Source organism: Achromobacter aegrifaciens, assembly GCF_902859735.1.
GTDB lineage: Bacteria > Pseudomonadota > Gammaproteobacteria > Burkholderiales > Burkholderiaceae_B > Achromobacter > Achromobacter aegrifaciens.
In genome coordinates this window covers 40,665-61,366 of record NZ_CADIJY010000022.1, presented here as the reverse complement: position 1 = coordinate 61,366, position 20,702 = coordinate 40,665, and the positions used below count along the sequence as shown (strand labels likewise).

25 protein-coding genes are annotated in these 20,702 nt (G+C 69.1%); 5 read left to right on the top strand and 20 right to left on the bottom strand.

Translation table 11 applies throughout. The annotated features are described in order from the left end of the window. Positions 1-26: 26 nt before the first annotated feature. The gene (locus tag HV766_RS29360) at positions 27-479 is read left to right on the top strand and encodes a BPTD_2524 family lipoprotein (RefSeq protein WP_054458194.1); all 453 of its coding nucleotides are present in this window, start codon (positions 27-29) and stop codon (positions 477-479) included. A gap of 36 nt (positions 480-515) precedes the next feature. On the opposite strand, the gene HV766_RS29355 is transcribed toward HV766_RS29360, so the two are convergent. After that, on the bottom strand, positions 516-938 hold the full coding sequence (locus tag HV766_RS29355) for a PaaI family thioesterase (RefSeq protein WP_054458193.1): 423 nt from the start codon (positions 936-938) through the stop codon (positions 516-518). A gap of 102 nt (positions 939-1,040) precedes the next feature. On the opposite strand from HV766_RS29355, the gene dinB reads away from it, so the two are divergent. Beyond that, positions 1,041-2,120 (top strand): DNA polymerase IV, encoded by a 1,080-nt coding sequence (dinB, locus tag HV766_RS29350; protein WP_119451652.1) that lies wholly within the window; start codon positions 1,041-1,043, stop codon positions 2,118-2,120. Positions 2,121-2,185: 65 nt separating this feature from the next. Here dinB and HV766_RS29345 read toward each other — a convergent pair whose 3' ends face one another. From HV766_RS29345 to HV766_RS29255, 19 genes are all read right to left on the bottom strand, one after another. After that, positions 2,186-2,647 carry a GatB/YqeY domain-containing protein gene (locus tag HV766_RS29345; RefSeq protein WP_054458191.1) on the bottom strand — a complete coding sequence of 154 codons (462 nt, stop codon included), beginning with the start codon at positions 2,645-2,647 and terminating at the stop codon, positions 2,186-2,188. A gap of 133 nt (positions 2,648-2,780) precedes the next feature. Beyond that, positions 2,781-3,221, bottom strand: a complete 441-nt coding sequence (locus HV766_RS29340; protein ID WP_119451653.1) for an excinuclease — start codon at positions 3,219-3,221, stop codon at positions 2,781-2,783. 47 nt (positions 3,222-3,268) lie between these two features. After that, positions 3,269-4,492: a beta-ketoacyl-ACP synthase gene (locus tag HV766_RS29335; protein ID WP_054458189.1), complete on the bottom strand. Its 1,224-nt coding sequence runs from the start codon at positions 4,490-4,492 to the stop codon at positions 3,269-3,271. Continuing rightward, positions 4,492-5,223: a 3-oxoacyl-ACP reductase FabG gene (gene fabG, locus HV766_RS29330; protein ID WP_119451654.1), complete on the bottom strand. Its 732-nt coding sequence runs from the start codon at positions 5,221-5,223 to the stop codon at positions 4,492-4,494. The genes HV766_RS29335 and fabG overlap by 1 nt, the downstream gene beginning before the upstream one ends. Continuing rightward, positions 5,220-5,675 (bottom strand): hotdog family protein, encoded by a 456-nt coding sequence (locus HV766_RS29325; RefSeq protein WP_054458187.1) that lies wholly within the window; start codon positions 5,673-5,675, stop codon positions 5,220-5,222. The genes fabG and HV766_RS29325 overlap by 4 nt, the downstream gene beginning before the upstream one ends. Next, the gene (locus HV766_RS29320) at positions 5,672-6,871 is read right to left on the bottom strand and encodes a beta-ketoacyl-ACP synthase (RefSeq protein ID WP_175182317.1); all 1,200 of its coding nucleotides are present in this window, start codon (positions 6,869-6,871) and stop codon (positions 5,672-5,674) included. The genes HV766_RS29325 and HV766_RS29320 overlap by 4 nt, the downstream gene beginning before the upstream one ends. Next, positions 6,868-7,425, bottom strand: a complete 558-nt coding sequence (locus HV766_RS29315) for a DUF3261 domain-containing protein (protein WP_054458293.1) — start codon at positions 7,423-7,425, stop codon at positions 6,868-6,870. Before HV766_RS29315 ends, HV766_RS29320 begins: the two co-directional genes overlap by 4 nt. Before the next feature lie 8 nt (positions 7,426-7,433). Then, positions 7,434-8,681: an NAD(P)/FAD-dependent oxidoreductase gene (locus tag HV766_RS29310; protein WP_175162733.1), complete on the bottom strand. Its 1,248-nt coding sequence runs from the start codon at positions 8,679-8,681 to the stop codon at positions 7,434-7,436. A 15-nt stretch (positions 8,682-8,696) separates the two neighbouring features. After that, complete coding sequence (locus tag HV766_RS29305; protein WP_175182316.1) at positions 8,697-11,057, bottom strand: MMPL family transporter; 2,361 nt, start codon at positions 11,055-11,057, stop codon at positions 8,697-8,699. Then, entirely contained in the window at positions 11,041-11,658 is a 618-nt protein-coding gene (locus tag HV766_RS29300) for an outer membrane lipoprotein carrier protein LolA (protein ID WP_175182315.1), read from the bottom strand. Before HV766_RS29300 ends, HV766_RS29305 begins: the two co-directional genes overlap by 17 nt. Next, a complete protein-coding gene (locus HV766_RS29295; protein ID WP_054458182.1) occupies positions 11,655-12,098 on the bottom strand; it encodes an acyl-CoA thioesterase in 444 nt (147 codons plus the stop codon). The genes HV766_RS29300 and HV766_RS29295 overlap by 4 nt, the downstream gene beginning before the upstream one ends. Beyond that, positions 12,091-13,014: a lysophospholipid acyltransferase family protein gene (locus tag HV766_RS29290; protein ID WP_175162731.1), complete on the bottom strand. Its 924-nt coding sequence runs from the start codon at positions 13,012-13,014 to the stop codon at positions 12,091-12,093. The genes HV766_RS29295 and HV766_RS29290 overlap by 8 nt, the downstream gene beginning before the upstream one ends. Further along, on the bottom strand, positions 13,011-13,763 hold the full coding sequence (locus tag HV766_RS29285; protein WP_119451660.1) for a glycosyltransferase family 2 protein: 753 nt from the start codon (positions 13,761-13,763) through the stop codon (positions 13,011-13,013). The genes HV766_RS29290 and HV766_RS29285 overlap by 4 nt, the downstream gene beginning before the upstream one ends. Further along, positions 13,750-15,450, bottom strand: a complete 1,701-nt coding sequence (locus HV766_RS29280) for an ApeI family dehydratase (RefSeq protein WP_175182314.1) — start codon at positions 15,448-15,450, stop codon at positions 13,750-13,752. The genes HV766_RS29285 and HV766_RS29280 overlap by 14 nt, the downstream gene beginning before the upstream one ends. Positions 15,451-15,453: 3 nt before the next feature. Further along, positions 15,454-16,002 carry a COG4648 family protein gene (locus HV766_RS29275; protein ID WP_175162726.1) on the bottom strand — a complete coding sequence of 183 codons (549 nt, stop codon included), beginning with the start codon at positions 16,000-16,002 and terminating at the stop codon, positions 15,454-15,456. Beyond that, a complete protein-coding gene (locus tag HV766_RS29270; protein WP_013392999.1) occupies positions 15,999-16,253 on the bottom strand; it encodes an acyl carrier protein in 255 nt (84 codons plus the stop codon). The genes HV766_RS29275 and HV766_RS29270 overlap by 4 nt, the downstream gene beginning before the upstream one ends. 17 nt (positions 16,254-16,270) lie before the next feature. Then, positions 16,271-16,531: a phosphopantetheine-binding protein gene (locus tag HV766_RS29265; RefSeq protein ID WP_054458177.1), complete on the bottom strand. Its 261-nt coding sequence runs from the start codon at positions 16,529-16,531 to the stop codon at positions 16,271-16,273. Between the two features lie 4 nt (positions 16,532-16,535). Beyond that, on the bottom strand, positions 16,536-17,375 hold the full coding sequence (locus HV766_RS29260; RefSeq protein WP_119451677.1) for a lysophospholipid acyltransferase family protein: 840 nt from the start codon (positions 17,373-17,375) through the stop codon (positions 16,536-16,538). After that, positions 17,372-18,097, bottom strand: coding sequence for a beta-ketoacyl synthase chain length factor (locus tag HV766_RS29255; RefSeq protein ID WP_175182313.1), 726 nt, complete (start codon positions 18,095-18,097; stop codon positions 17,372-17,374). The genes HV766_RS29260 and HV766_RS29255 overlap by 4 nt, the downstream gene beginning before the upstream one ends. A 283-nt stretch (positions 18,098-18,380) precedes the next feature. Between HV766_RS29255 and HV766_RS29250 the strand changes: the two genes are divergently transcribed. The 3 genes from HV766_RS29250 (at position 18,381) to HV766_RS29240 (ending at position 20,671) form a co-directional block, all read left to right on the top strand. Then, positions 18,381-18,866 (top strand): 4'-phosphopantetheinyl transferase family protein, encoded by a 486-nt coding sequence (locus HV766_RS29250; RefSeq protein WP_225589213.1) that lies wholly within the window; start codon positions 18,381-18,383, stop codon positions 18,864-18,866. 88 nt (positions 18,867-18,954) lie between these two features. Continuing rightward, on the top strand, positions 18,955-20,172 hold the full coding sequence (hmpA, locus tag HV766_RS29245; RefSeq protein ID WP_054458173.1) for an NO-inducible flavohemoprotein: 1,218 nt from the start codon (positions 18,955-18,957) through the stop codon (positions 20,170-20,172). 61 nt (positions 20,173-20,233) lie between these two features. Next, entirely contained in the window at positions 20,234-20,671 is a 438-nt protein-coding gene (locus HV766_RS29240; RefSeq protein WP_175182311.1) for an Rrf2 family transcriptional regulator, read from the top strand. Positions 20,672-20,702: the final 31 nt, after the last annotated feature.

Sequence of the window (20,702 nt, the reverse complement as noted above, 5' to 3'; positions counted from 1 at the left end):
TCGCGGGCACTGATCTGGAGATACACATGTACTGGAAACTGGTCGCGGCTTCGGCGCTGGCCCTGGGCCTGGCGGGCTGCTCGATGGGCATTTCGCCCGGCACGTCGCCGCACAGCGAATTCAAGGCCCCGGTGGCCTTCAAGGACGCCTACGACGCGGCGATCCGGCAGGCCAATGCGTGCCTGCGCAGCACCGACAACGCCTATCGCGTGGTGGACACCATGAACGAAAGCGCGCAGTCCGGCGTGGTGCAGGTGCTGGCGCCCTATAGCGACAATGAGATGACGCGGGTCGAATTGAAGGCGGCCGGCCCCAAGACCACCGATGTGCGCATCGCGGTGTGGGGCAAGGGCACCTGGGACGCGGCCGCCATGCGCGCGATGCAGGACGCCGTCTATTACAGCCTGGTGTCTTGCAGCAGCTATATGCCGCTGGATCCGCGCCCGCCGGTCAAGCCTTCGCGCGACCTGCCCAACTGATGCGCGGGCGCTGGCGGCTTGCCGCCGCCGGCGCGCTCAGTCCCCGCCCGGGCGGCGGCGGATGATCTTGAAGGTGGCGGTGGCGCGCGCCACCAGCTCGCCGTCGGCGCGCCGGACCTCGCCTTCGCAGAAGGCGATCGACGCCCCTTTGCGCAGGCAGCGCGCCTCGATCACCAGGTCGCCCGTGCCGGGCGACAGGAACGAGGTGTTCATGTCGATGGTGGCCATGCCTTCCGTGCCGTCGGCCGAGCCGCGGGCGGCGGCGCTGAGCGTGAAGTCCAGCACGCTCATCAGCGTGCCTCCATGCACGTCGCCGCGGCTGTTGGTCAGGTCGGCGCGCCAGGGCAGCGAGGTACGGGCATAGGCCGGCGCGATGCTCTCGGGCACCAGGCCGATGAAATGCATGAAGGGGATGGTCAGGCCGAAGTAGTCGGTTTGAGGCGTGGAGGCTGCAGTCATGGACCGTTGCGGGCAGGAATGGAAAGTCGGTTGTCGGCGGTCATAATATATGTTTTGCCACGGGGTTTCAGGCGATGAACGGCTCATGGGGGCATCACCACCATGATTGAATTACGGAAGATCGTGCACGTGGACATGGACGCGTTCTATGCCTCCGTGGAACAGCGCGACAACCCCGAACTGCGCGGCAAGCCCGTGGTCGTGGCCTGGACCGGACCGCGCTCGGTGGTGTGCGCCGCGTCCTACGAGGCGCGGCGGTTCGGCATCCATTCGGCCATGTCCGCCGCCCGCGCGGAGCGCCTGTGTCCCCATGCGATCTACGTGCCGCCGGATTTCAACCGCTACCGCGAGGTCTCGCGCCAGGTCAGGCAGATCTTTGCCCGCCATACCGACATGATCGAACCCTTGTCGCTGGACGAGGCCTACCTCGACGTTACCGTCAACAAGCTGGGTCTGCCCTCGGCCACCGAGGTCGCGCAAGTCATCCGGCAGCAGATCCGCGAGGAAACCGGGCTGACGGCCTCGGCGGGAGTCGCGCCCAATAAATTCCTGGCCAAGATCGCGTCCGACTGGAACAAGCCGGACGGCCTGTTCGTGGTCCGGCCCGCCAAGGTGCTGGCCTTTCTGGAGCCCTTGCCGGTGCGCAAAGTGCCGGGCGTGGGCAAGGTGACGCAGGCGCGCCTGGAGCAACTGGGCATCCATACCGTGGGAGACCTGGCCACGCACAGCGCCCAGGAGCTGGAGCATTACTTCGGCCGCTATGGCCGGCGCCTGTACGAATTGGCGCGCGGCATCGACGAGCGCGAGGTGCAGACGGATCAGCCTTTGCAGCAGGTATCGTCGGAGACGACGTTCTCGCAGGATATCCGCCTGGACGCGGTGGGCGAGGCCATCGACCGCATGGCGGAACGGGTGTGGGACCAGGCGTTGAAGAAGGGCGCCCTGGGCCGTACCGTGGTGCTCAAGTTGAAGACGGACCGTTTCCGCATCCTGACGCGCAGCCAGACCAGCCTGAACCCGCCCGGATCGGCGGTGGAGCTGGCCGCCGTCGCCAGGCTGCTGTGCGAGCGCGTGGACTTGCCGCCGGAAACGCTGTACCGGCTGGCGGGGGTGGGGATGAGCAATTTCGCCGACCCGCAGGAGCAGTCGCGCCAGCCCGATCTGTTCGGGGGCGCGTTCTGAGCCGAGCGGGGCGGCTGGCTACCGTGTCTGGCTGGAAGCCGAACGGCAGCCAGGCATGTGCGGACTCAGGCCAGGCGGGCCTTCACTTGCTGTGACAGCGCCGTCATGTCGGCGCGGCCGGCCAGGGCCTGCTTCAGCAGCGCCATGACCTTGCCCATGGCGGGCGCGCCGGTCACGCCCTGCGCGGCCACTTCCGCCAGCGCGGCGTCGATGGCGGCCGAGACTTCCTCGGGCGTGGCGGCTTGCGGCAGGAATTCCTGCAGCACCAGCAGTTCGGCCTTTTCCTGTTCGGCGGTTTCGGTGCGGCCGGCCTGTTCGAACGCGGCGATGGACTCGCGGCGCTGTTTGACCTGCTTTTCGATGATGGCCGTGATCTCGGCGTCGTTCAGGTCGCGGCGTTCGTCCACTTCCTTCTGCTTGACGGCAGCCAGCAGGAAGCGCAGCGTGGTCAGGCGTTCGGCGGCCTTGGCGCGCATCGCGTCCTTGACGGCATCGGAGAGGCGGGTCTTGAGCGTAGCAGTGCTCATGGGTAAACCTTTGTGGTGTTGCGACAAACAAGCAGTTTAAACCGGCGGCCGGCGATTTCCGGCGGCGGGCGATTCCCGGCGGCGGGCGATTTCCCGCGGCGGGCGTGTTCCCGCGGGCGCCGGTTCACCTTGCTTACTTTACCTTGGCCAGGTCGCCACGCAGGGCGACGCCGGCCACCATCGCGCCGGCATGGCATTCATAGTCGGTCTTGCTGCTGTATTCGTTCTTGCGGTAGTAGCTGATGATATTGGTCACCGCGTTCGCACCGGCCTTCTTGGCCGCTTCGTGAAGGGCGATGATGGCGGATTGGGCCACCCACAGGCAGGCGTCCTCGTCCTTCTTGGCGAAGGCGTTGGTCTTGCGGTTGGTGACGACGCCGGATTCCAGCACCGTGCCCTTGGGGCCGGTGCCGGCAAGGTAGAACTTGACGCTGCCGTCGATCTTGCCGGCGGCCTGGGCGGCTTCGACTGCGGCCTGCATGGGCAGATGGACAGTACGATCCGCAGCCAGGGCTTGCGCCGAGCATGCGAGCGACAAAAGCAGGGCGGCGGACAGCTTGTAAGAAACGTTCATGACAGGCATTCCATTCGTGAGAGGGAAAAACGCGGATATTGCGAACTTCAGCGCCAGCGGCGGAAGATCAACGAGGTGTTGATGCCGCCAAAGGCGAAGTTGTTGTTCATGACATATTCGTTGCTCATGTTGCGGCCCTCGGTCAGGTAGTCGAGTTCGCCGCAGCGCGGGTCGACGTTGCGCAGATTGAGCGTGGGCGCATACCAGTCGCGGTTGAGCATTTCAATGCTGAACCACGACTCCAGCACGCCGCAGGCGCCCAGGGTGTGGCCCAGGTAGCTCTTTTGCGAGCTGATGGGCATGCGGCTGCCGAACAGGCCGTGCGTGGCCTGCGTTTCGGCGATGTCGCCCTGTTCCGTGGCGGTGCCGTGGCCGTTGACGTAGCCGATGGCTTGCGGCGGCAGGCCCGCGTCGGCCAGCGCCATTTCCATGGCGATGCGCATGGTGCCGGCCTCGGGGCGGGTGATGTGCGTGCCGTCCGAATTGCTGCCGAAGCCGACGATTTCCGCGTGGATGCGCGCGCCGCGCGCCAGTGCGTGGTCCAGCGATTCCAGCACCAGCATGCCGCCGCCTTCGCCGATCACCAGGCCGTCGCGGTCGCGGTCGTAGGGGCGGGGCGTGAGTTCGGGCGTGTCGTTTTTCTGGCTGGTCGCGTAGAGCGCGTCGAACACCAGGGCTTCGCTGGCGCAGAGCTCTTCCGCGCCGCCCGCCAGCATCAGCTCCTGGCGGCCGTAGCGGATGGCTTCGTAGGCGTAGCCTATGCCCTGGCTGCCCGAGGTGCAGGCGCTGGAGGTCGGGATGATGCGGCCCTTCAGCTCGAAGAAGATGCCGACGTTGGCCGCGGTGGTGTGGGGCATCATGCGGACGTAGGAATTGGCGTTCAGGTCGTCCGTGACGCCGTTGAGCAGCATGTTGCCGAAGGCGCGGATTTCCGCCGTGCTGCCCACCGAGGAGCCGCAGGCCACGCCCATGCGCCCGTCGGCGATGCATGGGTCGCCCAGCAGCGCCGCGTCGTCCAGCGCCAGTTCCGCGGCGCGCACCGCCAGCTGGGAAACCCGTCCCATGCTGCGCAACTGCTTGCGGGTCCAGTGCGCGGGCGTCTGGAAGCCTTCGATGGGGCCGGCCAGGCGGGTGTTCAGTTCGGCGTAGCGCGACCAGTCGGGCATGACGCGGATCGCGCTGCGCCCCGCCTGGAACGCCTGCTGCACGCTGGACCAGTCGTTGCCGAGCGCGCTGATGCCGCCCATGCCGGTGATGACGACGCGTTTCATCAGCACAGCCCTCCGTTGACGGCGATGACCTGGCGCGTGATGTAGGCGGCGCCGGGAGACATCAGGAATACGACGGCGGCGGCCACTTCCTCGGGCCGCCCCATGCGTTGCGCGGGCACGGCCTTCAGGATTTCCTCGACCGGCACGTGCTCGTCGATCATGTCGGTGTCGATCAGGCCCGGCGCCACGCAGTTGACGGTGATCTGGCGCTTGGCCAGTTCCACGGCCAGAGCTTTCGCGGCGCCGATGAGGCCGGCCTTGGAGGCGCTGTAGTTCACCTGGCCGCGGTTGCCGATCAGGCCGGACACGGACGCCATGCAGACCACGCGGCCAGGCGCGCGGCGGCGGATCATGGGCATGGCGAGCGGACTGAGCACGTTGTAGAAGCCGTCGAGATTGGTGCGCAGCACCTGGTCCCAATCGTCGCCTGTCAAAGCGGGAAACGCGCCGTCGCGGGTCAGGCCGGCGTTGAGGACCACGCCGTAATAGGCGCCGTGCGCGTCGATGTCGGCCTGCAGGGCGGCGGCGCATTGCTGGCGGTCCGCCACATCGAATTGCAGCACGCGCGCCTGGCGTCCGCGCGCCTGGACTTCGGCCTGCACGGCTTGCGCCTGGTCGAGCCGCTGGCGGCAGTGCAGCACCAGGTCGTGGCCGGCGTCGGCCAGGGCCAGCGCGATGGCGCGGCCGATGCCGCGGCTCGAGCCGGTTACGAGTATGGGGGCGGTGCTCATTCGGGTGATTCTTCCTGGATAAAAGCGGCGGGGTCCTTGGGCTGATAGACGTTCAGCCTGGCCTCGGCCAGCAGGCGCGCGTCGTCGCGCAGTTCGCATTCGAAGACGCTCATGCCGCTGGCGTCGATCAGCCCGCGGCGCGCATGTATGGTCAGGCGGGCGCCGGCGGGCAGCGCGTCGGCGTGGCTTTCGTAGCGCCGGGTGCCGAGCAGAAAGCCCAGTTTGACGGGTTCGCCTGCCTGGCGCGCCTGGCAGCCGGCCCAGGCGCCCACGGCCTGCGCCATCAGCTCCATGCCCAGCCATGGCGGCAATGAGCCGTCGGGCAGCGAGTAGGGGCCGGGCCTGACCACGGCGCGCGCGGTCAGGCTGTCGGCGTCGTGGCTGCAGACCTCGTCGATCAGGATCATGTCGCCGGCGTGCGGCAGCAGGCTGGATACCGGCCAGGTCGTCATGCTTGGGCTCCCAGGATCAGGCTGGCGTTGTTGCCGCCGAAGGCGAAGGAATTGCTCATGGCCAGGCGCGGCCGGCCTTGCGCGTAGCGGTGCTGCGCGGTGCTGAAATCCAGCGCCGGCAGGGTTGGATCGGGCTGCCCGTCCCAGACGTGGGGCATCAGCCGTCCTTCGGCATTGCCGGCCGACAGCGTGGCCCAGGCCAGCGCCGCTTCCAGCGCGCCTGCCGCGCCCAGCGCGTGGCCGGTAAGCGCCTTGGTCGAGGCGCAGGGCACGCCCTGCGGAAAGACGGCGTGCATGGCCTGGCTTTCCATGGCGTCGTTGTGGAGGGTGCCGGTGCCGTGCAGATTGACCCAGCCTATGCTGGCCGCGTCCACGCCGGCGGATTGCAGCGCGGCCTGCATGGCTACCCGCGCGCCGGCGCCGCTGGGTTCGGGCGCGGACATGTGCCAGGCGTCGGAGCTGGCGCCGCCGCCCAGCAGCGCCACGGAGCGCTCCCCTGCGGGCTCGCGTTCCATCAGGAACAGCACGCCGGCTTCGCCGATGTTGATGCCGCGGCGGTTGGCAGAGAAGGGCAGGCACAGCATGTCGTCGATGGCTTCCAGCGTGGCGAAGCCGTTGATGGTCAGGCGGCACAGGGTGTCCGCGCCGCCGCAGACCACGGCGTCGCACAGGCCCGAGGCGAGCAGGCGGCGCGCCGACAGCAGGGCGCGGGCGCTGGAGGTGCAGGCCGTGGACAGCGTGTAGGCGGGGCCGGCGGCGCCCAGCCAGTCCGCGAAAAAGGCGGCGGGGGACGACAGCGCCTGGCGGCGGTAGTCGTAGCCGTCCGGCCATGCGCCCTGCGCTGCCAGTTGGCGGAAGGCCGGCGCATTGTCGTTGACGCCGGAAGTGCTGGTGCCCAGCACGACGGCGACGCGGCTGGCGCCATGGCGGGCCACGGCGGCGCGCAGTTGCGGTTCGATCTGCAAAGCGGCGGCCAGCAGCAATTGGTTGTTGCGGCTGTGGTGATGGGCGGGCAGCGTGTCGGGGATGGGCGGCAGCGCGTCCGCATGGCCGCCCAGCGTCAGCGTGCGGCCATGGACCCAATCCGGCTGCGGGCGCATGCCCGAGGTGTCGCCGGCGTAGGCGGCGCGGGCTACCGCGTCGATGCCGGCGCCCAGCGCGCACACCACGCCGGGCGTACCCAACCAGGTGTTCATGGCTGCTCCTTCAAGGGCGAGATCCGCCAGGTGACCTGGTCGGCAGTGGTGATGATGAACGTGCCGGTCTGCGCGGCCTGCGGCCAGCGCACGCTCCAGCGCGAACCGCCGCGGTCCAGCAGCTCGCGTTGCGCCGCGCCATCGTCCTCGCGGCTGGCGCGCCAGTTGCCCGCGCCGTAGGCCGCATCCAGTTCCGCTTCGGGCGTCCACGCAAACATCAGGGCGGCGAACAGATCGCGCGCCCCGGCATTGGGCCGCAGGAAGCCGTCGTTGCGCCATTGGCCGCGTTCCAGCATCTGGCGCGCCTGCGGCACGCCCATGGGATCGAACAGGGACCAGCGCAAGGCGGCGCCTTCGCGCTGCACCACCAGCAGCGCGTCCAGCGGCGGCTGGCCGGCGACGGCCTGCACCACATGCAGCTGCCGCGGCAGCGTGAAGTCCGCGTTGCCCGCCGGCAAGGGCGGCGCGCCCGCGCAGCCCGCCAGCAGGGCAAGCGCCAGCAGCGCGCCCAGGGTGCGCGCGGCGGACAGGAAGGAGGAGCGGGTGGCGGCCATGGTCGGGATCAGGCGGGCAGCGGCTGCGCTTCGGCGCCGCGGCAAAGTTCGCTCAGCATGCGCAGGCGGCGCTGCGGGTTGGCGACGAAGGGGTTGTTCCGGTCCCAGGCGTAGCCCGCCAGGATGGAGCTGATCATGCGCCGGATCTCGGGCTGCGCGTTCTCGTAGAAGACCACATCCTGGAATTCCCCGCTGTACCAGCCCTGGACATAGGCGCGGAAGGTCTCCACGCCCACCATCAGCGGATCGGCGAATTCGGCCTGCCAGTCGACCTGCGCACCGGTCAGTTGGCGGTGCAGCGCGTCGGCCGCCAGCTTGGACGAGCGCAGGGCGATGGTGACGCCCGAGGAAAACACGGGGTCCAGGAATTCCGCCGCGTTGCCCAGCAGCGCGTAGCCGGGGCCGTGCAGCTGCGTCACGCTGGCCGAATAGCCGCCGATGGTATTGGCGGGCGTGTCCCAGACGGCGTTCTTCAGGACGCGCCTGAGATTGGGCGCGGCGTCGGCCATCTCGCGCAGCGTGGCCATCAGGTCCTGGCCGGGGCCGCCGAAGAGGTTTTCGCCGCCCACGACGCCGAACGAGCAGCGGCCGTTGGAGAAGGGGATCAGCCAGTACCAGATGCCGCGTTCTTCCGGGTGCACGCTGATCAGGATCTTCTCGCGGTCGAAGCCGGGGTCGTCGATGCGGTCCTCGATATGGGTGAAGATGGCCTTGCGCGGCGGCATCGACGACGGGCGCTCCAGGTCCAGCAGGCGCGCCAGCACGCGGCCGTAGCCGCTGGCATCGAGCACGAACCGGCTCTGCACCTGGTAGGACGCGCCATCGGCGCCGCGCACATCCAGCAAGGGGGCGTCGCCGTCGAAATCGGCCGCCGTCACTTCCTGCAGGTAGCGCACTTCCACGCCCTGGCGGGCGGCATCGTCCGCCAGCACTTTGTCGAAGTGCGCGCGCTGCACCTGGAACGTGGTGCCGGGGCCGGGGCTGAACTTGTCGCGGAAATCGAAGTGGGTATAGCGCTCGCCGCAGGCAAACGCCGCGCCGTTCTTCACCTGGAAGCCGGCGGCCTGCACCGCCGGCAGCATGCCCGCTTCTTCCACGAATTCCAGGCAATGGGCGAGCAGGCTTTCGCCGATGGAAAAACGCGGAAACTGCTGGCGTTCCAGCATCAGGACGTCATGTCCTTGGCGCTTCAACAGGGCGGCGGCGACCGCGCCTGCCGGCCCCGCTCCTATGACTACGACTTCGCGATGTTCCATGCCGGGTATTTCCTTTTAGTTATTGAAAGCAGGATGCGGCGCGGCGGCGCGCGGCGGATTGATCCATGGCGCCCACAGCAGCGAGAAGGCCACGCCCAGCGCGACCGCCAGCCCGAAGTTGGCGATGGCGGGCGTCTGGCTGACGGCGAGCAGGCCGAAGGACAGCAGCGTGGTGGCGGCGCCCAGCAGGATGCCGACCAGGCTGGCGGCCGCGCCCGCGACCCGCTCGTACATGAAGATGGCGTAATCCACGCCGATGGCCGACACCAGCAGCAAACCGAACAGGCTGAACAGGGTGAGCGGCTGGCCCAGATAGCCCAGCGCGGCCAGGCTGCATGCGGTGGCCGCGAGCGGCACGGCCAGGATGCGCCAGGCGGCGGCGCGGCCCAGAGTCAGCAGCAGCAACAGCGCCGCGACCCCATAGGACAGCAGCTTGAGCTCGGCGGCTTCGATGCGCGTGGCCGCGAACATGCGATTCAGTTCGCCGCTGCGGTCCACCAGCGTGACGTCCGGGGCAACCCGGGCGATGGCCTCGAGCGCGGACGCGTCGCGCAGGCCCAGCAAGGTCACCATGCCTGCGGCCTGTCCTTCACGCACGCCCAGCCACAGCGGCCGCCAGCGTTCGGCCAGCGGGCCTTGCAGCGCGTCTTCGATGGCCTGCGGCGGCAGCGCGGCCATGGATTGCAGTTCCAGGCGCAAGGCGGCGTAGGGGATGCCGATGTCGGTAAGCGGCTTCCAGGCGTCGGGCTGCCCGGCCAGGTTGGCCAGCGTCGCGCCCAGCGCCTTCTGGTCGGCGGCCGGCGAGACCAGCTGGCTCAAGGCGTTGTAGGCGGCGAGATCGCCGCGCGCGACCAGCGCATCCAGCGCCTGCGACACCCGCGCCTGCCTGCGCAGCAGCTCGTCGGCGTCAGGCGCGCGCACCAGGAAGAACTGGCTGGTCGGCATGAAACCGGTGATTTCGCCGATCTGCCGGGCCTGCTGCAGCAAGGGCGCGGGCAGGCTCAGCCATTGCCGCAGATCGTCCTGGATGCTCAGCCGGCTGATGCCGCCGGCAGTGGCGGCGATAAGGGCCACGGCGCCCAGCCACAGCGCGGCGCGGCGTCCGGCCAGGCGCTGACGCGCGTGCAGCGCGGCCTCGGCAAAACGCAGCAGCGGCTGCCAGGGGCGGGGCCGCCAGCCGTCCATCCAGGCCGGCAACTGGCACACGGTGCAGGCGTAGGCGCCCAGCAGGCCGGCGGCCGAGAACACCGCGGTCTGCGTCAGCGCGGGGAACGGGGTGAACGCCAGCGCGACGTAGCCGACCAGGCTGGCTGCCAGGCTGATGGTCAGCCCGGGCAGGACGCGCCGCAGCGCGGGCCAGGCCTGCCAGTCGGCCATGCCATAGCTCTTGCCGAGCCAATGCATGGGGAAATCCACCGCTACGCCGATCAGGCTCGCGCCGATCACCAGGGTCAGGACGTGGATGGAGCCGAACACTGCCACGCAGGCCACCGCGCCGGTCAGCAGCCCGACGGCGACCGGCACGAAAGCCAGCAGCGCGCGCACGCGCCGCAGCGCCAGCAGCAGGACCAGCACGATGCCGATGGTGGCGCCGGTACCGATCCAGCTGCTTTCGGCAACCGCTTGCGCCCGGCCCGCGGCGGCGTACAGGGGGCCGCCGGCCACCAGCAGCTCGGCGCCGGCCGCGCCGAGCGCCGCGCGGTCCTGTTCGAGCTGCGCGGCGATTTGTTGGGGCGCGGCCGCGTCGAACGCATCGCCGCGGGTTTCTGCGCGCACCAGCATCCAGCGTCTGCCGGCATGTTCGGCCTGCAGGGTGCCCGTGCCCATGTCGTACTGCACCGCGCCGCCTGGGCGCAGCGCCTGTTCGGCGCGGCGCGTCAGGCCCAGCCAGTCCTGGTCCGCCGGCACCAGGCCCGAAGATGAAAATGGATCGGACAGCTCGCGTGCGCGGCGCTGGGCGTAGGCCGCGGGATCGGTCTCGAGCTGATGCCGGTCGGCCGCCGGCAGCATGGCCAGCCGGCCCGCCAGCAGTTGCGCGCGCAGCGCGGGCACGTCGATTTGCAGTTCCACCTGCACGGAAGAAAACAGGCCGCTGTCGGTCCAGCGCTGCGCAAGCAGGCGCGCGGGGGCCGCGGCATCCGCGCCGGCGTTTGCGCTTTGAGTCGCGACCAGCGCGATGAGCTGGCGCGACAGGGGCTCCTGGATGCGGGCCTCGGCCAATTGGCGCGTGGCGTCGGCGCCGGCCTGGGGCACCAGCTCCATCAGGTTGGCCGACACCGGCCAGCCGTGGCGGCTTTGCCAGGCGCCGGCGCAGAGAATCAGCAGCAGCCCCAGCTTGAACAGCCGCGGCAGCCAGCGCTCAATCGGCGAACGCACGTTGCTCCTCGGCGGTCAGGGCCTGGGCGGCCTGCGCATCCGTCATTTGCAGCACGCTGCGGTCGCCCTGCGTCTCGCGCAGTTCGATGCGGTCCACCAGCTTGCCCCCGTTGATCTGGATGTTGTCGAAGATCTGGCGCAGCAGGACCGAGCGCGGCGTCAGCAGCAGCTGCCAGGCATCGGCGTCGCCAGTGAGCGCCAGGTCGAAGTTTTCGCGCAGCCCGGCGGTGTCGCCTGCCAGCACGGACAGGAACAGCCGGTTCTCGCGGCCGGCGCCGGAATGCTGCGGCAGAGCCTGCCATTTGCCGGCTTCGTCGCGCCGGGAGATGCCGCGGGCGTCGATGCGCAGGTCCTGCGCGATCGGCGTGCGCAGCAGCCACAGCAGGCCCTTGCCCGCCGCCAGCGTGAAATCGCCGCGGCTGGTCAGCGGCTGCGGCAGCGAGCGCAGGAACTTCTGTTGCACGAAATGGCCGCGCACCACCGGCGTGGCGTTCAGCTGCGTTTGCAGGTCGGCCAGGTCGAAGGCGCGGGCGGCCAGCGGCAGCAGGGCCAAGGCCAGCAGGGCGCACAGGCGGCGTATGAAAACCAGGCGGCGCGTCATGCGGGCGTCTCCATCGATTGCAGCTTGCGTTGCACGGCATCGACCAGCGCGGCGGGCGAGGTCAGCTGCATCTCGCGGGTCTGGATGCAGACCGCCACCTGTTCGGACGTGGCCCGCGTCAGGCGCTGGCCGCTGGCGGCGTCCAGGATCAGGTAGTTGATCTTCAGCCGGTGCTCCCATTCCACCAGTTCGGCGCGCACCTTCAGGCGCTGGCCGAATTGTGCGGGCTGCGCGTAGCGCAGATGCAGGTCGATCACCGGCCAGGCGTAGCCGCTGGCGCGCATGGCGTCGTAGTTGTGTCCCAGCAGGTCCAGCAGTTCGCAGCGGGCCTGTTCCAGATACTTGACGTAGTGTCCGTGCCAGACGACGTTTAGCGGATCCACGTCGAAGAAGGGCACACGGATTTCGACTTCAGCGCCGATGGCGCCCCGTTTACGCATCGTCTTTCCAGAAAGGGTAGAAGTTGAACCATTGCAGCGGCGCCAGGCGGCAGTGTGCGGCCAGGCGGTCGGCGTAGCGCTGGGCCAGCTCGGCGATCCGGGCCTGGCGCGTGGCGCGCGTCCATTCGATGCCGTCCGACAGGCGTTCCATCGCGACGCGGTAGCGTGCGCCGTGGCGCGTGCAGAACAGCAGGTTGACCGGGCAGCGCAACAGGCCCGCCAGCAGCCAGGGCCCTTGCGGGAACAGCGCGCTGGCGCCCAGAAAGTCCACCGGCGTGCAACGGTCGCCCTGCAGCGGCACGCGGTCGCCGGCGATGGCGAGCCATTCGCCGCGGTCCAGGCGCTGCGCCAGGTCCAGCATGGCCGGAGCATCCAGTTCGCTGACCTGGATCATGCGCAGCCCGCCGCCGGCCTCGTGCAGCAGCCGGCTGAAGTGAACCGCGTGCTTGTCGTGGACCAGCACATTGAGTTTCAAGGTGCCGCTTTGCTCCGCCAGCGCGCGGCAGACCTCGATATTGCCCAGGTGCGAGCCCACCAGGATCTGGCCGCGGTTGCTGCCCATCTGCGCGTGCAGGCCGTCAGGGTCGGAGATGTCCAGATGGGCCATCGTGATCTTGCCCTGCCAGACGTCCAGCTTGTCCAGGATGGCGTTGGCGAACGCGAGGTACTGGCGGTAGACCGGCATGCGGCGCGGCAGCGGCTCGGCCAGCGTGCCGGATTGCGCCAGACGGCGCTGGTAGGCCGCGATCGAACGCCGGGCGCGGGCGCCGCTGACATAGAAATACAGCACGACCAGCCAGACCACGGGCGCGACCAAACGGCGGCCCAGGGTGCGCGCGGCCCAGGCCGTCAGGCGCATCAGCAGGGCGCTGCCGCGCTCGGGCTGATCGGCCCAATGCTGATCTGTGGCGCTCATGGACGCTGACCTCCGGCAAGCCGGCGCCACAGCAGCGCCGGCGAGCGCGCCAGCATGCCGAAGAAGAGGCGCGCGTGCATGCGGCTGATCAGCAGGTTGTCGCGCAGGCCCTGGAAGTGGGAAATGCCGCCTTCCGGGTAGGCCACGCGCGTCGGCAGCCAGACCATCGCGACGCCGCGCCAGTGCAGGCGCACCAGGACGGCGATGTCGAAATCCATGCGCCGGCCCACGCGCGCGCCGTCGATCACGGGCAGCGCCGCGGCCAGCGGGTAGACGCGGAAACCGCACATGGCGTCGGGGATGTCGAGCGAAAGCGTATTGATCCAGACCCACACGCGCGTCAGCCAGCGGCCATAGAGACGGCTGCGTGGCACGTCGTCGCCATACAGCGGCGCGCCGCAGACGAGGGCTTCGGGGCGAGCACGGGAGGCCGCGGCGAAGGCCGCCGCGTCCGTCAGGGCGTGCTGACCGTCGGCGTCGACCTGCAAGGCATGGGTATAGCCCAGCGCCGCCGCCGCGCGCAGCCCGTCCTGCACCGCCGCGCCTTTGCCGCCGTTGACCGCGCGCCGCAGCAGATGCGTATGCGGTTGGGCGGCCAGCGCATCCAGCGCGGCGGCGCAAGACGGTTCGGAGCCGTCATCCACCAGCACGCAGGGCAAGCCTTGCGCCACAAGCTGCGCGTGCACCGCGGCGACCGTGGCGCCGTGGTTGTACACGGGAATGAGCGCGCAGAGCTTATGCGGGGCCATGGCCGCCTGCCTGCAGAATGCGGCCGGAAGAGCAGGGCGCGCCGTTGACCGTGTAGGCGAAATACAGCTTCTGCTTCGAGGCGTCCCATTTGAGCGCCAGCATGGCGGTATCGCCCGGACGCAGCAGGCGCTGGAATTTCAGGGCTTCCATGCCGGCGAAACGCAGCTCGGGATGGAGGTCGCGTTGTGCCAGCGACATGGCCCAGCCGATCTGGACAACCCCGGGCACAACGGGAGCAGTGGGGAAGTGGCCGCTGAAATGCGCCAGGTCGCAGGGGATTTCCAGCCGGTAGCGGCGTTCGTGATCCGCCAGGCGCGGCAGTTCCTGCGCCTCGGGCGCAAGCGGTCGGGGGCCCGCGGCCGCTTCGAACACGCTGCGCGGCAGCTTGCCCTGGGCGTTGGCAGGCAGTTGCGCGAAGAAGCGCCAGGTGCGCGGAATGGCCAGCGATTCGAAGCCTGGGGCCAGATGCGCGCGCAGCGCATCCACTAGCGCCTTGCGGCCCTGGTTGCGCAAGGCATGCAGGCCGCCGGCCGACAGGGCGACCAGCGCGGCAAGGCGCGAGGTCCCGGCCAGACCTCCCAGGCGCGCTTCGGCGACGTAGGAATGGCGCGCCAGCGCCTGTTCCAGCATGGGCAGGGAAATGCGCTTTTCCTCGATCTTCACGATGCGGTCGAGGCGGCCGAGCAGCCGGAAACCGTCATGCGCAAGCTCCGCGCCGTCGGCGGTCTGCGCCTCGGCCGGGTTGACCCATGGCGATTGCACGCGCAGCGCGCCTTCGGCGTTCAGGTCGACGGCCACGCCGGGCAGCGGCTGCCAGGGACTGTCGCCTTCGCGCCAGGCGACGGCGCCGGTTTCGGAGCTGCCGTAGATCTCGCTGGGGCGGAGTCCCAGGTGCTGTGCGATATGGTCGGATGCGTCGGCGGGCAATTCGCCGCCGGACGAGTGGATGCGGGTCAGGCGGCCGCGCAGCTGGTCCCAATCCAGCCGCTGTCCCAGGCGGCGCAGCAGCGCTGGGCTGGCGATCCAGGTGCAGGCCGGATGGCGCAGGCTGGCCTGCTGCAGTTCTTCCGGATAAAGGCGCTGCGGCCGGTCCAGCTGGCGCCCGGCGCACAGCGGCCACAGCACCCTGAAGGGCAGGCCGTACATGTGTTGCGCCGATACGCTGCCCAGCACGGGGCCGCGCGCATCCGGCCATTGCTGCTGCAGCGCGCGGACTTCGTCCATCAGTTGCCGCCAGTGCTTGGCGATATGTTTGGGCGTGCCGCTGGATCCCGAAGTGCACAGCACCAGCGTCAGCGCAGGGTCCAGTTCGGCGGGCGCGAGCGGTGCGTGGCCTTGCAGCTCGGCCAGTCGGCACAGCCGCTCGGCCGGCAGCGGCAGATCAGTGTCGCTCAGCCAGGCGTCCACCATGGCGTCGAGCGTGGCGCAGGTCTGCGCCTGGGCGTCGCCCGGCAGCACCGCGACCACGCCGGCGCGCCAGCATGCGAACAACGCGACGGCCATGCGGGCGGCGTCCTCGAACCAGATCGCGACGCGTTGCAGCTGCCTGGCTTGCAAGGCGCCCGCGGCCTGCAGGCTGGCGCGAGCAAACGCCTCGCGCGTCAGTGGCGGCTCGTCGGCGACCAGCGCATCGGCCAAGTCAGGCGGGGCGGGCAGCAGCAGCTGCGCGAGATCGGTCCAGGCCATGCGTTACGCCGCCTTGGCGGCGGCGGGGCGCAGCAGCCATTCGCCCGCCAGCAGCAGGCCCATCAGCACATAGCTCACGGCGCCGTTGTAGACGGTCCACCAGCTCCAGGGTCCCCAGGCCGCAAGGGCCGCCGCCACACTGCCGTTCAGGGCGAAAAAGGCGCACCACACGCGGGTGACATTGCGGGTATAGCGCACGCCTTCGGGCGGCAGATCAGGGTGGCGCAGCCGGGCCAGTTGCTCGATCACGGGGCGGCCGCGCCGCAGGCTGGCGCCGAAGATAGCCAGCATCATGCCGTTGACCAGCACTGGATACCAGCGCAGCCAGTCTTGCGAATTCGAAACGGCCAGGACCAGGCAGAAGGCCACCGCCACAGCGGGCAGCAGGCGCGCGCCCGGCCGGGCGGCATCCGCGGTCAGGCCGCGCGCCAGCCACAGCAGGGCCAGCGGCAGCGCCAGCCAGGCGGCGCTTACCCGTCCCAGCGCCGCGTGGACGGCGAAGGGATAGGCGATGCCGGCCACGGCCAGGGCTGCCGCCACGCCGCGTTTCATGCGGCGGGGTCCTGTTTCTGGCACATGGCCTGCACCACGTCCTCGACCGTGCGCACGGTGCGGAAGTCGTTGGCGTCGAGCTTGCGGCCGGTCTGGCGGCGCACATGGTCGATCAGGTCGATGGCGTCGATGCTGTCGATCTCCAGGTCCGTGTACAGGTTTGCTTCGGGCGTGATGCGTTCAGGTTCGATCTCGAACAGTTCGACCAGCGCGCCGCGCAGCGTGTTGAAGATTTCGTCGCGGGTATGCATCCTGGACTCCGTATCCTTTAGGCGCGGCGTTGCGCGGTGACAAACTCGGCCAGCTTGGCGATGCTGGCGAAATGCTCGCGCATGTTGCGCGTCTCGGGATCGATGGTGATGCCGTACCGCTTTTGCAGCGCGAGGCCCAGCTCCAGGGCGTCCACCGAGTCCAGCCCCAGTCCGTCGCCAAAGAGGTGGGCGTCGCTGTCGATATCGTCGGGCGCGATGTCTTCCAGGCCCAGCGAGTCGATGACGAGGGTCTTGAGTTCAAATTCCAGTTGGTTCATCCGGTCAGGACTCCACTTCCACCGCCCGAGGCGGTTGTTCATTCATGATGGCGCCGGCAGGCGCGGCGGGCGCCAGCTCGGCTTCGAAATAGGCGTGCAGGTAATCGTTCATCTTGCGTCCGGCGATGGGCAGCGGATGCGCGCCGCTCCAGGAGGCGGGATCGATGTCCTCGCCCACGCGGATCACATAGCGCATGCGGCAGGGCGGAATCCGGTACCAGGGCTCGCCCTTGGTCAGGCTGCGGGGATTCATGCTGATGACCACGGGCGTGACCACGCGCGCGCCGCGCAGCGCGATGGCGCAGGCGCCGCGATGAAAGCGCGGCATGGCGTCGCGCGGCGTGCGCGTGCCTTCGGGAAAGACGATCAGGGTTTCGCCCGCGCGCAGCACGTCGGCGGCGCGGTCGAACATGTCGAAGCTTTCGTCGTTGGTGATGTAGCCGGCATTGGCCACCGGTCCGCGGGTGAACGGGTTGGTGGCCAGGCCGTGCTTGACGATGCAGTTGGCGTTCTTGACGTGGCCGACCAGGAACACCACGTCCAGCAGCGAAGGGTGGTTGGCCAGGATCATCTGTCCGGGCTTGCCGAGGCGTTCGGCGCCCTTGAATTCCACGGTCAGGATGCCGGTGCGGACCATGAAGCGGATGAACAGGCGGAAGGTGCCGTTCAGCGCGCCGCGCGCGCGGCGCTGGCGGTCCGCCTTGTCGCCGGGCAGCAAGCGCTGGGGCGGGAACACCAGCACGCGCAGCAGCACGCCGCCCAGCCCGAAAAGGGTAAAGGCCATGCCGGTGGCGAACAGACGCCAGAGCCAGAAGTCCTGCCGGGGAGGCGTGGCGCTAGTCATGCCGTGCGTGTCCAGGTCCATAGTCGGGAGCGGTTGGCGTGGCGCCAGTCGGGCGTGCGCAGCAAGAGCTGGCGCAGCAGGTTCAGGGGATTGGGCCAGGCCTGCGCGCTGTCGGCGGCATCCGGCGCCTGCGGGGCCAGGGCCAAGGTCCAGTCGGCGCCGGGCTGCAGATGCAGGGCGACCGCATAAGCGTAGGGCGCGTCATCCACCCAGGGGGCGTAAGCTGCGGGCGGCCGTTCCTCGGCCAGGACCACGAGCACGTCCTGGTGGCCGGCGTCGAACAGCATCGACGCCTCGATGCAGGCGTGCTCCAGGCCGTCGTCTTCCACCGACAAGGCCACGGATTCAGTGGTCTCGCGGCGTATGATCGACCACTGCGCGGCGATGGCGTTGTGGACCGACAGGCCGAAGGCCGTGGGCGACAGGGGTTCGTGCGCCGCCAGCGCTTGCAGCAGGCCGAAGTTGCGGGTGGTTTCGCCATGGCGGGAGGCAAACACCAGCGGCATGGGCGGGCGTCCCTCGGCCAACGGCCACGCGCACTCGAACACCCCGCGAGCCAGCGGGCTCAGGCGGCGGCGTTGCAAGGGAGGCAGGAAGTCCAGGCGGGGCGGATTCTGATTTCCGATCGGGCAGAACGGATGTTCGGCCCATTTCAACCAGTCGCCGGGGCCATCGATTCCTTGCGCCCAACCCTGCCATTGCGCGATCGAAAACGTCAACATAGCGCGCGATTCTACTATGGCGATGTCAGGCCATTTTGATTTAAAACGTTACATAATACACAATATTTCCTTTGTTTCTTACACTTCAGCTTGCTATTTGTTACTTTCTCCCGTGAACGTTCAGGAACTTTTAATCTGGTGGGCGGACAAAGGCGCGGCTGCGGGTTACCGCAGCCAGGAGCTGTCAGCCGAGGACGCCGCGCGCGCTCAAGCGCTGCGCAGCCCGAAGGCGCAGCTCGATTGGCGGGTCAGCAGGGCTTTGCTGCAAGAGATCAGGCAGGCCATGCCGCCTGCGACCCTGTCGCTCAGCCACAGCGGCGGCCACGCGGTCTGCGCGTCCGCCCCGGCCGGGTGGCAGTTGGGCGCCGATCTGGAGCGAGTGCGGCCGCGCGAGGTCTTGCGCCTGGCCGAATGGGTATGCGCGCCGGCCGAGCAAGCCACGCTGGCTGGCCTGGAAGGCGCAGCCCAATTGGAACGCTTTTATCTCTTGTGGACACTGAAGGAAGCCTTCATCAAGGCGGCCGGACTGGATTTCCCTGCGGACATGGCTTCGGTAGGCCTGGACTTCGGCGGCAAGGCGGAATGGCGCCTGCGTGCGCCGCCGGGGCAGTGGCGCGCCTGTTCATGGCGCCTGGGCGAGGACTGGATCGCGTCCGTGGCGTGGCGCGGACAGGCTGGCGGCGCCACGCGTCCCCAATGGCGCGCGGGGACCGATTGCGTGTTACCGCCGCTTGCCATCCTGGGCGCATGGGCCAGCGGGCCGGATTGAATCGCCCGGGGTTTTTCAGTGGGCATTTAAAGATGTATTATAAATGCATGTTTAATGGCGATTCCGATCGCGCCACAAGGAGCAGTTGATGTTGAGTCCCCAAATCCGCGCCCTGGTCAAGGGCACGGCGCCCGTTCTCAAGACGCACGGCGTCGCGCTGACCAAGCATTTCTATGCCCGCATGTTCAAGCACAACCCCGAGCTCAAGCATGTCTTCAACCAGGGCCACCAGGCTGGCGGCGAGCAGCAGCAGGCGCTGGCCGGCGCGGTCGCGGCTTACGCCGAGCATATCGACGATCCTTCCGTGCTGATGCCCGTGGTGACGCGCATCGTGCACAAGCATGTCAGCCTGGGCATCCGGCCCGAGCACTACCAGATCGTGGGCAAGCATCTGCTGGCCTCCATCAGCGAAGTGCTGGGCGAGGCAGCCACGGAAGAGCTGGTGGCGGCCTGGGCCGCAGCCTACGGCCAACTGGCCGACCTGCTGATCGCCGAAGAGGCGCGCCTGTACGCGGAGTCGGCCGCCAAGCCGGGCGGCTGGACGGGCTGGCGCGCGTTCCGCGTGGTGGGCAAGCAGCGTGAAAGCGCCGAGATCACGTCCTTCTACCTGGCGCCGGCCGATGGCGGCGAAGTGCCTGCCTACCGTCCCGGCCAGTACGTGTCGGTGCGCGTGTTCGTGCCCGAACTGGGCCTGATGCAGCCGCGCCAGTACAGCCTGTCGGACGCGCCGGGCCAGGACCGCCTGCGCATCTCGGTCAAGCGCGAAGCGGCGGGCGCCGATACGCCGGCCGGCCGGGTTTCCAACGCCCTGCATGACCGCCTGGAAGAGGGCGGGGTGCTGGACGTGGCGCCGCCCCAGGGCGACTTCCATCTGCGCGAGGAAGGCAGCGCGCCGGTGGTGCTGCTGAGCGGCGGCGTGGGCCTGACGCCCATGGTCTCCATCCTGAACCATCTGGTGGGGTTGAACGACGAGCGCCAGATCCGTTTCGTGCACGGCTGCCGCAACAACTCGGTCCACGCCATGCGCGATCACGTCAACAGCATCGCCGCCGAACGCGCCAACGTGCGCAAGGCGGTGTTCTACGAGGAGGTCGGCCACGGCGACCAACCTGGCCGCGACTACGACTACGCCGGCCGGGTGGATCTGAACGCCATCCGCGACGAAGTCATCGTGCCTGGCGCGGACTACTACCTGTGTGGCCCGGCCGGCTTCATGCGCGCGCAGCGCGAAGCCTTGACCGGCCTGGGCGTGCCCGCCGACCGTATCCATGCCGAAGCCTTCGGCAGCGGCGGCGCGCCCGCCTGAGCGGTGTATCCTGGCGGCCTGAACTTTCGGGCCGCCAGCGTCCATCCCTTTCGTCCCAGCCATGCAACTGACCCGATTCACCGATTTCGGCCTGCGCGTCCTGATGTACCTGACGCAATGCCGCGACCGGTCCGCCGCCGTCACCATTCCGGAGATCGCTGACCGCTTCAGCGTGTCGCGCAATCATCTGGTGAAGGTGGTGCACTTCATGGCGCAGCAGGGTTGGGTCAGCACCTCGCGCGGCAAGGGCGGCGGCCTGCGGCTGTCGCAGTCCGCCGACCGCTACCGGCTGGGCGACCTGATCCAGCAGCTGGAGCAGCAGGGGCCGCTGATCGACTGCCGCGAACCTCCCTGTGCGCTGGACGGCGCATGCCGGCTGTCCGGCGTGCTGGCGCAGACCTTGCAGGCCTTCTACGAGGCGCTCAACGGCTACACCCTGGCCGACCTGGTGCGCGATCCCACGGCCGCCGCCATCATCAAGCTGCATCGCGCCGCCTGAGGCGGGGCATGATGTTTTGTTATGGACCCTG